This is a genomic window from Fictibacillus sp. 23RED33 (assembly GCF_015903925.1).
Classification (GTDB): Bacteria; Bacillota; Bacilli; order Bacillales; family Fictibacillaceae; genus Fictibacillus; species Fictibacillus phosphorivorans.
Genome location: NZ_JACZDX010000001.1, coordinates 560,046 through 574,536 on the forward strand (window position 1 = coordinate 560,046; position 14,491 = coordinate 574,536).

At 37.2% G+C, this 14,491-nt stretch carries 16 protein-coding genes and 1 pseudogene; 12 read left to right on the plus strand and 5 right to left on the minus strand.

The window, feature by feature from the left end:
* Nucleotides 1–113 precede the first annotated feature (113 nt).
* From IHV09_RS02945 to IHV09_RS02970, 6 genes are all read left to right on the plus strand, one after another.
* On the plus strand, nt 114–686 hold the full coding sequence (locus IHV09_RS02945; protein ID WP_197263576.1) for a DUF2975 domain-containing protein: 573 nt from the start codon (nt 114–116) through the stop codon (nt 684–686).
* Between the two features lie 21 nt (nt 687–707).
* Nucleotides 708–911: a helix-turn-helix domain-containing protein gene (locus IHV09_RS02950; RefSeq protein WP_066392329.1), complete on the plus strand. Its 204-nt coding sequence runs from the start codon at nt 708–710 to the stop codon at nt 909–911.
* 28 nt (nt 912–939) lie between these two features.
* Nucleotides 940–1,632 carry a diphthine--ammonia ligase gene (locus tag IHV09_RS02955; protein WP_197263577.1) on the plus strand — a complete coding sequence of 231 codons (693 nt, stop codon included), beginning with the start codon at nt 940–942 and terminating at the stop codon, nt 1,630–1,632.
* The gene (locus IHV09_RS02960) at nt 1,629–2,153 is read left to right on the plus strand and encodes a GNAT family N-acetyltransferase (RefSeq protein WP_197263578.1); all 525 of its coding nucleotides are present in this window, start codon (nt 1,629–1,631) and stop codon (nt 2,151–2,153) included. Before IHV09_RS02955 ends, IHV09_RS02960 begins: the two co-directional genes overlap by 4 nt.
* A gap of 106 nt (nt 2,154–2,259) precedes the next feature.
* Nucleotides 2,260–3,135 carry a hypothetical protein gene (locus tag IHV09_RS02965; protein WP_197263579.1) on the plus strand — a complete coding sequence of 292 codons (876 nt, stop codon included), beginning with the start codon at nt 2,260–2,262 and terminating at the stop codon, nt 3,133–3,135.
* 29 nt (nt 3,136–3,164) lie between these two features.
* Nucleotides 3,165–3,875, plus strand: coding sequence for a DUF5694 domain-containing protein (locus IHV09_RS02970; RefSeq protein WP_197264126.1), 711 nt, complete (start codon nt 3,165–3,167; stop codon nt 3,873–3,875).
* 12 nt (nt 3,876–3,887) lie between these two features.
* Here IHV09_RS02970 and IHV09_RS02975 read toward each other — a convergent pair whose 3' ends face one another.
* Nucleotides 3,888–4,124, minus strand: a complete 237-nt coding sequence (locus tag IHV09_RS02975) for a hypothetical protein (RefSeq protein ID WP_197127258.1) — start codon at nt 4,122–4,124, stop codon at nt 3,888–3,890.
* Between the two features lie 84 nt (nt 4,125–4,208).
* Between IHV09_RS02975 and IHV09_RS02980 the strand changes: the two genes are divergently transcribed.
* Nucleotides 4,209–4,541 (plus strand): hypothetical protein, encoded by a 333-nt coding sequence (locus IHV09_RS02980; protein ID WP_197263580.1) that lies wholly within the window; start codon nt 4,209–4,211, stop codon nt 4,539–4,541.
* Between the two features lie 141 nt (nt 4,542–4,682).
* Entirely contained in the window at nt 4,683–5,336 is a 654-nt protein-coding gene (locus IHV09_RS02985) for a uridine kinase family protein (protein ID WP_197190535.1), read from the plus strand.
* A 22-nt stretch (nt 5,337–5,358) separates the two neighbouring features.
* On the opposite strand, the gene IHV09_RS02990 is transcribed toward IHV09_RS02985, so the two are convergent.
* Entirely contained in the window at nt 5,359–5,925 is a 567-nt protein-coding gene (locus IHV09_RS02990) for an MEDS domain-containing protein (RefSeq protein WP_197263581.1), read from the minus strand.
* Nucleotides 5,926–6,122: 197 nt separating this feature from the next.
* On the opposite strand from IHV09_RS02990, the pseudogene IHV09_RS02995 reads away from it, so the two are divergent.
* Nucleotides 6,123–7,157 (plus strand): annotated as a pseudogene (locus tag IHV09_RS02995) (zinc-binding dehydrogenase).
* 101 nt (nt 7,158–7,258) lie between these two features.
* On the opposite strand, the gene IHV09_RS03000 reads toward IHV09_RS02995, so the two are convergent.
* Together IHV09_RS03000 and IHV09_RS03005 are read right to left on the minus strand one after the other, a co-directional pair.
* Nucleotides 7,259–8,491 (minus strand): MFS transporter, encoded by a 1,233-nt coding sequence (locus IHV09_RS03000; protein WP_197263582.1) that lies wholly within the window; start codon nt 8,489–8,491, stop codon nt 7,259–7,261.
* On the minus strand, nt 8,481–9,533 hold the full coding sequence (locus IHV09_RS03005; protein WP_197263583.1) for an ArsR/SmtB family transcription factor: 1,053 nt from the start codon (nt 9,531–9,533) through the stop codon (nt 8,481–8,483). The genes IHV09_RS03000 and IHV09_RS03005 overlap by 11 nt, the downstream gene beginning before the upstream one ends.
* Nucleotides 9,534–9,702: 169 nt before the next feature.
* On the opposite strand from IHV09_RS03005, the gene IHV09_RS03010 reads away from it, so the two are divergent.
* Nucleotides 9,703–10,257 (plus strand): GNAT family N-acetyltransferase, encoded by a 555-nt coding sequence (locus IHV09_RS03010; RefSeq protein WP_197127264.1) that lies wholly within the window; start codon nt 9,703–9,705, stop codon nt 10,255–10,257.
* A gap of 198 nt (nt 10,258–10,455) precedes the next feature.
* Nucleotides 10,456–11,415 carry an LLM class oxidoreductase gene (locus IHV09_RS03015; protein WP_197263584.1) on the plus strand — a complete coding sequence of 320 codons (960 nt, stop codon included), beginning with the start codon at nt 10,456–10,458 and terminating at the stop codon, nt 11,413–11,415.
* A gap of 193 nt (nt 11,416–11,608) precedes the next feature.
* Here IHV09_RS03015 and IHV09_RS03020 read toward each other — a convergent pair whose 3' ends face one another.
* Nucleotides 11,609–12,484, minus strand: coding sequence for a TetR/AcrR family transcriptional regulator (locus IHV09_RS03020; RefSeq protein WP_197263585.1), 876 nt, complete (start codon nt 12,482–12,484; stop codon nt 11,609–11,611).
* A gap of 157 nt (nt 12,485–12,641) precedes the next feature.
* On the opposite strand from IHV09_RS03020, the gene IHV09_RS03025 reads away from it, so the two are divergent.
* The gene (locus tag IHV09_RS03025; RefSeq protein WP_197263586.1) at nt 12,642–14,162 is read left to right on the plus strand and encodes an MDR family MFS transporter; all 1,521 of its coding nucleotides are present in this window, start codon (nt 12,642–12,644) and stop codon (nt 14,160–14,162) included.
* Nucleotides 14,163–14,491: the final 329 nt, after the last annotated feature.

Here is a 14,491-nt window from a genome sequence, read left to right on the forward strand (position 1 = left end):
ATATAATTCAACAAATATTTATTGTTTTACGATAAATAAATAATGATTAAAGAGATTCTGTACTTTTTATATGGTATGATTAATTTATAAAAATCGAGATGAGGAGAAGAAAGATGAAGTGGGAAATGTTTTATAAATATGGAGCAAAATTATGCTCTGTTCTGTTTTATGTGATTGGTTGTCTTAGTATCTTTAATTTGGTGTATCACTTGTCCTATTTAATGAGCCCAACAGGAGATTTAGCAAAGTCTTTCGGTACATTTGAGCCTGTTTACAGCAACTTAACGTTAATTTTTGATACTCAACCTTTACTTTATAAGGATGAAGAATTCATCATCCTTTCACTCGCGGCCTCAATCATTATGTTTGTGTTCATATTAATTTTCCTTCGACTTATGAGGAATTTGTTACAGCATTTACATCAGGAAAGCCTATTTATGATGGAGAACGTAAAGATTTTATTCAAGATGGGTATCACCATTCTTGTACTAGGATCAGCTTTCACCTTTATGGACGAGCTCTTAATGACAAAAGCACTCAAGGAAATTGATGTAACAAACGCTGATGTAACGTATACAGGATTAGCTTATGTTGATACGTTTTTCACAGGCATTTTCGTCATGATCCTAGCCTCTGCGCTAAAGGTAGCTGTAGAAGCAGTGGAAGAAAATAAACACACAATCTAAAGGTGGAGTAGGGATTGCGCAATGATTAGAATAAAATTAGATGTTATGATGGCACAGCGTAAAATGTCATTAAACCGATTATCCGAACTGGTTGATATCACCCCTGCTAATCTTTCTGTACTTAAAAATGAAAAGGGGAAAGCGATTCGTTTTTCAACACTTGATGCATTGTGTAAAGTACTAGAATGTCAGCCAGGCGATCTGATCGAATATATTGAAGACTAGTTGGAAATCAGAAAGAGGGGATTGTTACATGAAGAAAGTAGCCGTTTGCTGGAGTGGCGGGAAAGATAGCTGCTTAGCATTATATCGATTGCTTCAAGAAAAACATGAAGTTGTTTGTTTACTATCCATGGTTTCTGAAGTGGATGCACGGAATCATGCCCATGGTATTCCACTAGATATCTTACAACTACAAGCTGATGCGATTGACATTCCGTTAATTATGGTGAATTCAGCTGGCGAGTATGAAGCTTCTTTGATTGCGTCTTTGACTTCTATAAAAGAACAGCATGGGTTAGATGCGATTGCATTCGGCAGTTTGTATATGGAAGAAGATCGCAAATGGAATAAACAGGTTGCGGAAAAAGCAGGTCTAGAAGCTCTTTTTCCAGTATGGATATTAGAAGAACAAGCATCTGAACTATTGGAAGAATTTATTTCATTAGGTTTCCAGTCAATTGTTTGTCGAGCTTCAGCAGATATCTTGGACTCCTCTTGGACAGGTCGCGTGTTGAATGCAAGTTTTTGTGAGGATATTGAAGCAACAAAGAGCTGCTCAATGGGTGAACATGGAGAGTATCATACATTTGTTGTAGACGGACCAATCTTCCGAAAGAGGCTTGAGGTTGTTCACTCAGATGTTATCTTAAATTCAGGATTATGGTCGCTCGATATACAATCATGCAGGTTCATAGATAAAGATATGGAGGCTGTAATGAAATGAACATTCACTTTAGAAAGATGTTTAAACCTGAAGAAAATGTAGTAGAAGCTTTAAACCGCTGGGAGAACGACACGAAGCTGGTTCCATTAACACGGCCGAATAAAGATAGAGTAGAACTCGAAAGTAAACGAATCATCACGATAGAAGACTTGTATCAACGTTTAGAGTTTCACCAGATATATTTGATTTTTGTAGATGATCAATTAGTAGGTGAGATGAACTATATGGTCGATCCCCCTCATCTCTTTAATAGAACAGAAGGAACGGCATGGCTTGGTATTACAATAGGTGAATCAATTGGAAGAGGCAAAGGAATCGGCTTTCAAGCTTTGTCGTTCTTAGAAGGTGAGATTAAAAGTAATGGATTAAAACGCATTGAGCTTGGTGTCTTTGAATTTAACTACCCCGCACAAAAGCTTTATCAAAAACTGGGTTACTCAGAAATTGGAAGAGTAGAGGCGTTCACGTATTATAAAGATCGAATGTGGGCGGATATTCGAATGGAGAAGCTGATCAAGTAAAAAAATAGACTAATAGCTGTCCACAAGGGCAGTTTTTTTGATTTAAAGGGATTTTTTGGATTTTATTGAATTGTGATAGCAAGAAGGATAAAAAAGAGGGATCACAATGCAAATTATTGATACTGTTCCATTTTTTCTAGAAAACTATCAACCGTCTATTTCATTTTTAAAAGAATATTATAAGAGGAATCCATATATCTTTCATGAATATTTTTCTTATCACTGCAAAGACACAGAGGAAAGACATAATTCATCAATTAAAAAGTATCAAGACTCTTGGTCGTCTATACTACGAGTCCACGAGATGATAAAGCCGATTATTCAGGAAGTTGTTCAAGCTTATGAAGAAGCATATGGTGTAAATTTTCCTGTTGAAGTAAATCTAATCGTTGGTTGTTATGGCTCTAATGCTTACACGCATAGACAGATTATACCTAATATAACGTTTGCGTTGGAAAGGTTGTCTCCAGACTGCCATCATTTAAAAACCATCGTAGCTCACGAATTTGGGCATGCCACACAAAATATTTTGACAGATAAAACAATTATGAATTGGGAGAGAGTGAATTGGAGCAGTCCAATGACTTGGTTGAATCAAGAAGGCGCTGCAACCCATTTTTCTCAAATAATTGTACCTGGACTCCATCCCTCCGTATACTTTTCTTTTGATAATCATGGATGTGAGTGGCTTGAGTTTGCTCAAAAAAATGAAGATGAAATCTTACTTGCGTTTGCAAATGATTACAATTCATTGCCCTCTCAAACGATCTTTTCTGAATGGTTCTCCATAAATGGTGGAAAGAAATTTGGTTACAGTAGATTTGGCTATTACTTAGCGCATCTGTTCTTTCAGGACCAAGTCAAAATGCTGGGTGAGCGAGATGCGATAACTGCTTGGAAAGATGATGATTTCATAAAGAAAGCTGAAACTTGGGTTCGCCAACGCTCAGGAATAAGAAATAATCATTTGGAGCTGATGTGATGAGCATGTAACAAGAGAAACCCTTGATTATGATAGTGGGTACTTTTCATATGAGATACACACCAGACCTTCAACGTATGGACTTTGATGATTTATTAGCTGATAACAGACAACAAGAAATTCATAAGGTGGTGAAGAAATTAAAGAAGTTCAAGCCATCGAAGGTTGCATTAGAGGTGGTGAAAAGTGAAGAGGACAAATTAAATCACGAATTTCATCAATACAGAGAAGGTGAACTGAAACTAGAGGTTGATGAAGTTCACCAGCTTGGGTTTCGAATAGCTTCAGATCTTCATCATGAAAAAGTTCATGCAGTGGATTGGATGGATACAATAGGGAATAGAGGATTGGGTCAGGTTTTTGAGTGGGCAGAAAAGAATCAACCTGAGTACTTTCGTTATATAAATGAAAACTATCGTTCAAATCATGAGCTGTCAATAGGGAAAAAGAGTGTATATGATATTATCAGATCACAAAATCATGAGTCATTTATAGAGAAACAGCATGAGATGTATATGGCGATAGCACGAATTGGCTCTAACGAAGAATACATTGGCATTGATTGGATCAGATGGTGGTATCAACGAAATCTAATTCTTTATTACAATTTAACTCAGATTACATCGACATCAGATCGTACCTTATTAATTATCGGTGCGGCTCATGTACATCTAGTTACTCAATTTTTAAAAGAGAGTAACTCGTTTAGTGTTGTAAATCCTTTAGACTATCTTACATAATGTTGAGTATAATCACCTATTATTTTTTCTTTCAATCAACGAAATCGTTAAGAATACGGTAAGAGAAGCTACTATAATGAAGGCTGCAGTGTTAGAAATATAATTAAAATCTAATTCATGAACGATTTTAGATTCTTCACCATAATAGTTTAGTAATTCCATTGTTTGGTTTTCATAGTCTAATAGAAAATAAGAAAGAACACTTCCGATGATTGCTCCGAAAATTAGTGAGAGCAATGTTTTATTCATACAACTTAGCACTCCCATTCATATATTTATTTTACGAGTAACATATGTATTATTGTACCATTATATTCCATCAAGGAGGAGCTTATGAATTCAGGGGCTGTGTTCGGAATTGTATTGACTCTAAGTCTTTTTGTGTTTAACTACTTTCCATATACTTTGAAAGAAAAGTTCAGACTGCCTTATTGGGTTTCAGGTATCCTCATTTGCTTTTTAGGACCACTGGTTGCTATGGGGGTAGGATCTTATCTATTAGATGAAGCTCATCGGGAAGGTAGCGACGGGTTCGGAGCAGGAATAGCAGGAGCGATTATAGCTATAGTCCTTATTGCAAACGGTGCTCTATATATAATCGGAAGTGTGGTTTCTGCCATAGAACAATATGTTACACGACGAAAGAAAGAAAAGACGCATAATTAGTGAAAAAAATGGATTAAAAATACAGATAGGAAGTAAGGAAATATGAAAGTATCCACTTGTAGAAAGCTATTTTAATGAAGAAAAGATTTGCATACTGCTAGAGGGCATTCTTGCAGAAAAAATTAGGAGTACAAAAAAGTCATGGAAAACATTTTACAAGAAATAAGTACGGGTATAAAAAAAGCAGGTCATCCATTGATAATAGGAATCTCTGGACATGGTGCTGCAGGAAAAACAACATTTGCTACTAAACTTATACAAACGATTGGGCAAGAAAAAGTAAATTCTATCAACACAGATCCTTATATCGTCCGTTCAGAGCTAAGAAAACGCACAATAATAGATTACGTGTATCACAATAACAACCATTCTTATAAAATGACTGCCTGTCATCCGCTTGCTCATCATATTTGGTCTTTAGAGCGAGACATAAAAATGATAAGAGATAAATTAGATCTATATACGATTGGGACTCATTTAACAGATAGTATCTTGGTTTCCTCTGAAAAACAAATAACAATAGTTGAGGGAATGAGTGTGGCATTTTGTGATCCTACACTGTTTGATCTTAAAATTTATCTATATACAGATGGTGATACTGAATTAAACAGGAGAGGGGTTCGTGATGTTTCGGAACGAGGGACAAACATTGATTATTTATTACGTTCACACGATGAACGAAGAATTCAATATGAAGTATTCATGCATCCCAAACATCAGCACTTTGATTATGTTGTAAAGAATTCAAATAGAGAGTATGTACTGGAAAAGGGAGTATGGCCAGTTAAAATTTGAAAACACTGCACATCGCAGTGTTTTATTTATTATTAGCTTTTAGTGTATAGTGTTCTGATACATTGAATTCCTTATCTATAAGTATATAAGGATGTGTTCTCAGTAAGCTTTTTTGAAGATGTTCTGGCATCTTATCACCCTCATACGCACATATCAGTGGGAATGAAAGCTCATTTACTGCGCCGTCTACGATTTTCTCAAGATCTTCAATTAGATGAAAAGGATCTTCCATGGTCCCCCATTCAACATGTGCCCATGAGCGGAAAGGCTTGTTGTTTTCTACATAAGGTTTAACGACTTTGAAGAAGTAATCAACAATTGCAGGCGGATGATAACTGCCGCTTGAATAATAAAAGTCAAAATTATTGACATGATGAACAAGCTTCATTTGATTGGAATTTAATCGGTTGGCCAATTCTGGTTTAAGCATTCGATAGATTCGCTCATTTTCAATAACTACAACATACTCTCCTAATGAAGTACCATCTTGTATGAAATTCAGAATTTTTTCTGTGTAATCTTTCATTCCATTATAAGAATAAAGCACATGAACATTCCTTTTTTGTTCCAATAACACTTTCATATTCATATCCAAGTTATCACCACTCTCATATTTCTATTTTTATTAGTTTACCTGTTTTACAGAATAAAAGCTAAGGGGTAATATCAAAGAGGTTTGCTGAATCTTAATACTGATTGGCAAAGGTTTTACTCCATAATTTTTAGGTTACTATAAAGGATGGAGAAGTTAACTGCAAAAATTTTAGGATAGAAGGAATGATTTTATTGAAAGCCGTTCAAGTGACTGGTTATGGGGATGTAAACAAATTAGAAGTTGTTGAAATAGACATTCCAGAGCCAGGAGAAAATGAAGTATTGGTACAGGTAAAGGCTTGTGGCATCAATAATACTGAAATTTGGATGAGAGAAGGAGCATATGGGAAGGATTCCAAATCTGGATGGCGTCCAGAAGGCGTTCAATTTCCGAGAATTCCGGGATCCGATATTACAGGTACAGTTGTGAAAACAGGTAAACAGGTTGCGACTTCTATGATAGGAAAGGATGTTGTTCTGTTCCCTTTTACATCAACTGGAGAAGACGGCTGCGAACATATTTCTGATGATATGTCTTTTATAGGGTCAGAGTATGACGGAGGATATGCTGAATACGTAGTGTGGCCAGCTGAACTGTGTTTTGATATGCCTTTACAAAGTTTCACAGAAAGTGCAGTTTTCTCAGTGAGTGGTTTAACTGCTTGGCACATGGTTGAATAGATACAAATCCAACCGAATCAGACCATCCTTGTAACAGGTGCCAACGGTGGTGTAGGCTCACTGAATGTACAGATTGCTGCTAAAGTTTTTGGTGCTAAAGTAATTGCGGTAGTAGGTGACCTAACGTTAGAGGGAAAACTAAAAGAACTCGGGGCAACTCATGTCTTGTCATACAAATCGAGTGACCTTGCAAATGAAATTCAACAAATAAACGGGGGTCCAATTGACTCTGTATTAGATGTAGTTGGGGGCGCGTTGTTTTCTATTTCTCTCCAAGCATTAAAAAATGGAGGCAAGTTCTGTATTTCAGGATCTGCCGGTGGACAGAAAACAGAACTTGATTTTAGAACCTTATATTTAAAACACATAACACTTTATGGTTCTGTCTTAGGAACAAGGACTGAATTTGTTCGAATGCTTCAAGCGATTTCCCAAGGCAAGATTGTGCCAGTTATAGATCGAACGTTTCCTCTCCAAGAGGCGAGAGAAGCTCAAACGTATTTTAAGAAAGCTGGAAAGTTAGGAAAGATTGTATTAATTCCTTAGGTCATATGTCTTGAAAAAGGAAGTAAAACTAGTTCACACCAAAAGTAAAGAATGGGCTGCCCAAAATTAAGTGTTCTTAATTTTTAGGCAGCCTTTGTCATTTAACTTGTTCTTTTTACTTGATCCTCTATAGCATTATCGTCAATCTGCAAACGGGTACGTATTAAGTAATATATACCTGGAACGGCAATAATCACTCCAATAAGAAGGTAAGTCATGCGCGTACTCATTCCTAAGAAACTGGAAGAAGCAAATAAAATTCCGAGTGGCATGGTTATACGGAGAAAAAGTAACCTTACCGCGCTTAATTGTGTTAAGCATTCTCTAGGGGCTTTCTGTTGAAATAGAGCAGAGCTTTGCGCATTGAACATAGGGAATAAGATTCCTCCTAAAAGCTCACATCCCCATGCAATATAAATGGTAGGTGCAAAGTATAACGCGATGAAAGACAATCCACCGCCTAAAAGACCAACGTACATGGTTTTGTTGTTCTTAGGTAACTTTGTAAGAAGTAGCATGCCAAGCGCATATCCGATCGGAAACATTCCCGCGAAAATGGCATATTCCCAAGCTTCTCCGGATAATTCTCCTCTTATAAAAGGCACGTTTAATACCAAAGTAGCTCCCACTGCAAATTGAACAGAAGATGATAATAGAGTAAGTCTTAATAGCTGTGGGAATTGAATGAAAGTTTGATACCCAGCTTTTGTTTCTTGCCACCAGAACTTTTTTGACCATGTCGCTACTCTTTTTGTGCTTATTTGAGGAATTTGAGAAAGCGATATTGAGCTAAGTAAGAACATAAGACTGGATAACCCATAGATGATATATAGAGGACTGACTAAAAGAAGTAAGGATGTAACGCCTGGTGCGATAAAACTCATGAGGCGCATAGTTCCGTCGAGTATGCTGTTAGCTGAGACTAATTCTTTTTCTTCACAAAGGTCGGGTAGTAAGGAGAACGAAAGACTAGCGTATATCGGCTGCAAAAGTCCCAACACACATTGCAATACTACTAATCCAGCTATCGTGCCCATTTCTGTACCACTTACGTATCCGATCAAAGGAAGGATATAAGCAAATGAGCGGACCCGTTGAATATTTTTAAGCATTCGTTCTTTGATAACGTGATTTAAGAACGGAGCACTAATTCCTTGCAGAATTAAAGAAGGAAGAAAGTAAACTAGCCAAAGTGCTCCCATCCACTCTTTTGAACCTGTTATCTCAAACAATAGAAGCCCGTTTATGATTCCACCGGCAGCACCTCCGAATTCGGATATGATTTCTCCGATCCAGAGAGCTTTAAATGGTCTGGATAATGACTTATTCTTCATTCGTCTTTTCTCCTAAATAGTGCTGAAGTTGGTTGGAGAACGAATGAATATGGTGTGTGTTAGCTGAATAAATACCTTTGTCAACTTTAACAAATTTAGCAGCTTTTAAAAGTGAAAGCTGGTGATGTAGAGTTGTTTTTGATACGTTGAACTGAATGGTTAATTCTTGAAGAGAGAGTGGCCCTCTCATTAGTTGATACAATACCTTTAATCGCAGCTCGTCACCTAGTGCCTTATGACCTCGTACAAGCTCGTTTGGAGGAGAACCGGGCTCTAATAATGCTTCATCAGTTAATGGATAGAAGATCAGCTTTGTATCTGTTGTTTTCTGTTCCAAAATCCATGGTCTGTACGAGACATGTGGAATGAGTTTTATGTTCCAAACGGAAGGTTCTGGTACGTATTTTGCGCCTCTTGTAACACGTTCAATTTCTTCTAATGGTTTTTGGTTATCAAGAAGACCATGCTGTTTTTTTTCAAATGAGAGAGCTTGCATCCATTTTTCCCAATCCGTATTTTGGCTGAGCCAGTTGTACCATTCCGAAAGTGTATCAGTTAGCAAGGAGTGCAGTTCATCGCGGCTAATACTCCTAAGCGTTCGTACATATCCCTCTAAATAGTCGTGTCCTTTAAATAGTGACGCATATTGATAGAAAGCATCAGGCTGTTCATAACATTTCGCTGTCTCAGTTCTGTGCGACTCATATGAACGATTTTTATAAGGTAAAAGTGTTTCATAGAAAACGGTAGATGGTAATTCAGAAACCTTGACTGAAAATTCTCCAATTGAAGAAGCTGAAACCTTGTTCTGCAGCATGATCATTCCATACCACAAATTTGTCTGCTCGATTTTATCTAAATTGTTCTCCAAGGATACAGTCATTAAGGACTTTCGATTCGTCCACTGTTCATCTTGCTCAAATGTGTGACGCAACTTCGCATATGTATAACCCGCAATTCCTAAAGCTAGCTCCCATATCGGTGAACTTTCGATAGATAAATTAACAGTTTCCTGAGAATGAGGAGAATGGATATTTTTCATGTCGACCTCCTAAATGTAATGAATTCTAGTTTTATTCTAAAACAATGAAATTTACAATTCAATATATTTAGAATTAATAATTCTGAATGTATCGAATTATATAGATAGTTCTTTTTATCTCTAACCCGAGCAATTTGTGCTAAAATTAGGAAAAAAGGGGTCAGAGGTTATGTTTGTCTATAAAATTGACGAAGAGCTATCTCTTCGATTGTTTAATGAAAAAGATGCAACAGAGTTCTTCCAACTAACCATACAATCTAAAGAATATTTGAAAGAATGGTTAGGCTGGTTAGATTATACAAATGAAGAAGAGGACTCCTTAGCCTTTATAAAAGCAACCTTAAACGGAGTAAAAGAAACAGGGGGCTATCCAAAGACTACAGCAATCATCTACAAAGGAAAAATCGCTGGAATTATTGGGTTTAACGAAATTAGTAGGTTACATAAGATCGGTGTTATGGGATATTGGCTCGGTCAAGAATTTCAAGGAAAAGGAATTATGATGAGAGCGTGTAAAGCTTATATAAAATATGGCTTCCATGAACTCGATCTTAATCGAATTGAAATACGAGTAGCTGAAAAAAATAAAAAAAGCCGTGCGATTCCTGAAAAGCTAGGATTTCAGGAAGAGGGCAAGATTCGACAGGCAGAATGGCTTTATGATCATTATGTTGATCATGTGATATATGGTCTATTGGCTGAAGAATGGAAACAAAATAACTAGAATGTTTAAGAAAGCTGACACGAAAAGGTTTTTACAGACCTTTTTGCTGTCGGTTTTTTTTGCTATGAGTGTGTTTATTTAAACAAATGTTACCTGAAAGTGCCTACCTTACTTGAAAGTGCGTACTTTTAATTTTGGTTAAAGAGCGTATGATTGCAATCATAAAGGACATTTTTTTATAGGAGGGCACGACAAACAATGAATCCATTCAAGTATCATCGTTCTTATAATCGAATGTATAAAGAGGGTGAATTAACACTTGGACTACACATACCTCTTGAGAATTATAGATTTGCCACACCGACGATGGAACAACAAGTTGAAATGTCGCAGTTAGCTGAACAATTAGGTTTTACAAGTTTATGGTTTCGTGATGTTCTTTTGGAAGATCCGAATTTTGGAGATCCAGCGGTAGGACAGATTTACGATATGATGATCTATATGACTTATTTAGCAAGTCAGACGAAGGAAATCGCTCTAGGAACAGCAGCTGCAGTCTTACCGTTAAGGCATCCGTTGCGTGTTGCAAAAGAGATTGCAACATTGGATCAATTGTTCCCAGAACGTGTATTACTAGGTGTATCTTCAGGTGACAGGCGTGCTGATTTCTCAGCATTGGGAGTATCGCACGAAACAAGAGGGGAAGCGTTTGTGGAGGCTTTTCAATATCTAAACGAGGTGCTATACAAAGAGTATCCTAGTATCCGTTCATCTCGAGGAATCGTGCAAGGATCGAACCTTGTACCTAAGCCAACAAAACGAATTCCAACATTTATTACGGGCTATGCACAACAGGAAATGGAGTGGTTTGCAGAGCATGGAGATGGGTGGATGTACTATCCTCGCAGTCCAAAATATCAAGAAGTAACGATCAAGAGATGGAGAGAATTAGTAGAGGGTTATCATCCTGATACGTTCAAACCATTCACTCAGCCGATGCATCTTGATCTAGCAGAAGATCCTAATGAAGCTCCGAAACCAATTCGTTTAGGATTTAGAATTGGCCGCAATCCGTTGATCGAGCTGTTGCAAGTGTATAAAAAATCTGGAGTAAATCACTTGTTCTTTGCGCTTTTTGATAGTGAAAGACCAGCGAAGGAAGTTATACAAGAACTAGGTGAAGAAGTAATACCGCATTTTCCAGCTTTGAAACTTTAAATCGTAATATAGAAAGCCAAGCTTGCTGCTATACGCAGTAGCTTGGCTTTTGCTTAGTATAGAACGTCTTGAAGAAAATTTTTCTAAAGTGTAAATATTTTGAAACTCATTGCACTCATGGCTGTCCGTTGTATGACTCCTGTGCAAACATAAAATGGCTGATCGGATGGAATACACCGACCAGCCTTCTTCTTTAACTCAGATTTCTTAAAAAGTACCATACCAAATTAGTAAACGTTTGAGCTTGAGAAGAAATAGGTGATTCTTCAAAGCACTTTTGAAATGGCTTCAATAATGGCTGAAGAACAATCTTACGAATACGCTCACGTTGAAGTTCACTCATGATTGCATCAAAAAGGTCTTGCTGTTCTTCTGTAAAGGTATAATCCTGCTGCAGTTGATCAGCGAGTGATAGAATGTCATCTATTTTAACTTGTTTTTTATTTGCGTTTGTACGAAGTAAATCAATAGCTGAAAGAGGGATGAGAACAGATTCGTTCGTCATCATCTTCGGTACGATCAATTCAATATAAGAAAGAAGTGTATCAACGACATGATCTAAGGAGTATGTCGTATTTGTAATTTTTAGTGTAAACAACATATGGTGCATCATTCCGAAGAACAGGATGGTAGCTTCAAAAACATGCTCCCGAACTTCGTCGCCTAAGATCTCAATAAAACGATCGGATATCCATTCCATCTCGTATAACCGGTGCTGCATAACGAGTTTTTTGAGGTCAGCTTCATTAGAAGATAGAATCGCTTCAAAAAGTGGCTGAAGGTTTCTTTCCTGGTTTAATCGCATAATGATTACAATTTGTTCAATGAAAACATCCCGATCGCCTGTATCTTTACCTATCTGAACGGCTATTCGCTGTTGACTGGCGTCATAGCGTAAAAATTCTAATATGTCTGCGATGCAGTCACTTTTTGATGAGAAATAGTTATAGAACGTACCTTTAGATATATTTGCTTTATCAATGATTTCTTGTATAGAAGTCTGCTGAATACCTTTTTCTATAAAAAGCTTTAAAGCGGTGTCAGCAACTTTTCTTTTCCTGTTATTCATTTGTTCCTCCTAAGTCCAACCCTTATAGCTAGTATAAATTTCTTGAGATGGAAACACAACGCTTTTAGACTAACGGTATAAAAGAGTTGATATTTTTATACTGAGGGTATAAACTTAATAAAGTTAAGTAATTATTTTAATACAGAGGAGAAATGACATGGGGAATACAGATTCCACTTTACAACATAAAAAACCGCCCTATTTGATGCTTGCGATCTTGTTCGTTGGAGCGTTCGTAGCTTTCTTAAACAATTCATTGCTGAACGTAGCATTGCCTACCATCATGGTGGATTTAAATGTTAAAGACTATTCGACCGTTCAATGGTTGGTAACCGGATTCATGCTAGTAAGCGGTGTTTTGATACCGGCTTCGGCATTTTTAATCACTCGATTCTCAAATAGAATGTTATTTATTACAGCGATGTCCATCTTTACAATCGGTACAGCGCTATCGGCTTTTGCTCCTAACTTTGGTTTGTTATTAACTGGACGAATGGTGCAAGCTGTAGGTTCATCTGTGATGGGACCAATCCTAATGAATGTAATGCTTGTTAGTTTTCCACGCGAAAAACGAGGCATTGCGATGGGGATCTTTGGTTTGGTTATGATCACAGCTCCTGCAATCGGACCAACTTTGTCGGGGTATATTGTAGAATACTACGACTGGCGTCTGCTTTTTGAAATGATTCTGCCTTTAGCTATCCTGAGTTTACTATTTGCAGTGTGGAAGCTTGAAAACGTGATGAAGCAAAACAAAAATGTTTCACTAGATTATCTTTCACTCGTGTTGTCTAGCATCGGTTTTGGTGGCATTCTTTACGGATGTAGCACAGCGAGTTCGGACGGATGGACAGATACGGTTGTTCTATCAACACTAATCATTGGTGGTATAGCGTTAATTATTTTCATCCTACGACAACTTAAGTTAGATGAACCATTGTTGAACATTCGAGTGTATAAGTATCCAATGTTTGCTCTTGCATCTGTAATTGCGATTGTTAATGCAGTTGCCATGTTTTCAGGCATGATTTTAACACCAGCTTACGTCCAAAGCGTGCGAGGCATATCGCCGTTAGATTCAGGGTTGATGATGCTTCCTGGAGCAATCATTATGGGTATCATGTCTCCGATTACTGGTAAACTTTTTGATAAATTTGGACCGCGTGCTTTAGCGGTTGTCGGACTTTCAATCACTGCGGTTTCAACTTATATGCTCGCTCACTTACAAGCTGATTCGGCTTATTCTTACATCATACTGATCTATTCCATGCGCATGTTTGGATTATCAATGGTCATGATGCCGATTATGACGAATGGTCTTAATCAGCTTCCAACGAGCTTAAATCCGCACGGTACAGCCGTTAATAATACAGCACAGCAAGTTTCAGGTTCAATCGGTACAGCAATCCTTGTTACGATTATGAACACTGTTACGAAAACTGAAGCAGAAAGCTTAATGAGTGGAGTAGATCCAGCTACAATCACAGAGGCTTCAACAGCTGCTTTAACACAGCAGGCGCTTCTGTCTGGTATCCAATACTCATTCTTTGTTGCATTTGGAATCAACATTGTTGCTTTAGTGCTAGCCTTTTTCGTCAAACGCGTCGATACAAGTGCTGAAGCAGTAAACAAGATTGAAAAAGGTAACAAAACATCAACTAAGTCAGTTACAGCTTAAAATATTTTTATAAAACCGACACTTTGGGTACGATTAATACCCAATTTAGTGTCGGTTTTTTCTTTTTCTTTAAGGATTAGGTTCAGAATGTAGTAGCTGAGTACGCCTGCAACATAAAACAGTAAATGTTCAGGTGAAGGTGCCTTGATCTCAGGTGAATAGGTTAACATTATCAGTGAAAGTTAAGTGTTTACCGGTGCTCAAAATAATTCTTAGGTGATTACACTCCTTTTATCGGTGAACGTGTAACAAATATAAAAGCACGTACCGTAAAACACTTTAGTTCAACTAATCATGTGTAGTATCTATATGTATTTGGGTAAAGTAAT

Bases quoted from the DNA above. Each gene is read 5' to 3' on its own strand.
- IHV09_RS03025 (WP_197263586.1), top strand. From the start codon at position 12,642: ATGGGGAATACAGATTCCACTTTACAACATAAAAAACCGCCCTATTTG.
- IHV09_RS02990 (WP_197263581.1), bottom strand. From the start codon at position 5,925: ATGAATATGAAAGTGTTATTGGAACAAAAAAGGAATGTTCATGTGCTT.
- IHV09_RS02980 (WP_197263580.1), top strand. From the start codon at position 4,209: ATGAATTCAGGGGCTGTGTTCGGAATTGTATTGACTCTAAGTCTTTTT.
- IHV09_RS03005 (WP_197263583.1), bottom strand. From the start codon at position 9,533: ATGAAAAATATCCATTCTCCTCATTCTCAGGAAACTGTTAATTTATCT.
- IHV09_RS03015 (WP_197263584.1), top strand. From the start codon at position 10,456: ATGAATCCATTCAAGTATCATCGTTCTTATAATCGAATGTATAAAGAG.
- IHV09_RS02965 (WP_197263579.1), top strand. From the start codon at position 2,260: ATGCAAATTATTGATACTGTTCCATTTTTTCTAGAAAACTATCAACCG.
- IHV09_RS02985 (WP_197190535.1), top strand. From the start codon at position 4,683: ATGGAAAACATTTTACAAGAAATAAGTACGGGTATAAAAAAAGCAGGT.
- IHV09_RS02960 (WP_197263578.1), top strand. From the start codon at position 1,629: ATGAACATTCACTTTAGAAAGATGTTTAAACCTGAAGAAAATGTAGTA.
- IHV09_RS02955 (WP_197263577.1), top strand. From the start codon at position 940: ATGAAGAAAGTAGCCGTTTGCTGGAGTGGCGGGAAAGATAGCTGCTTA.
- IHV09_RS02975 (WP_197127258.1), bottom strand. From the start codon at position 4,124: ATGAATAAAACATTGCTCTCACTAATTTTCGGAGCAATCATCGGAAGT.
- IHV09_RS03000 (WP_197263582.1), bottom strand. From the start codon at position 8,491: ATGAAGAATAAGTCATTATCCAGACCATTTAAAGCTCTCTGGATCGGA.
- IHV09_RS03020 (WP_197263585.1), bottom strand. From the start codon at position 12,484: ATGAATAACAGGAAAAGAAAAGTTGCTGACACCGCTTTAAAGCTTTTT.
- IHV09_RS03010 (WP_197127264.1), top strand. From the start codon at position 9,703: ATGTTTGTCTATAAAATTGACGAAGAGCTATCTCTTCGATTGTTTAAT.
- IHV09_RS02970 (WP_197264126.1), top strand. From the start codon at position 3,165: ATGATAGTGGGTACTTTTCATATGAGATACACACCAGACCTTCAACGT.
- IHV09_RS02950 (WP_066392329.1), top strand. From the start codon at position 708: ATGATTAGAATAAAATTAGATGTTATGATGGCACAGCGTAAAATGTCA.
- IHV09_RS02945 (WP_197263576.1), top strand. From the start codon at position 114: ATGAAGTGGGAAATGTTTTATAAATATGGAGCAAAATTATGCTCTGTT.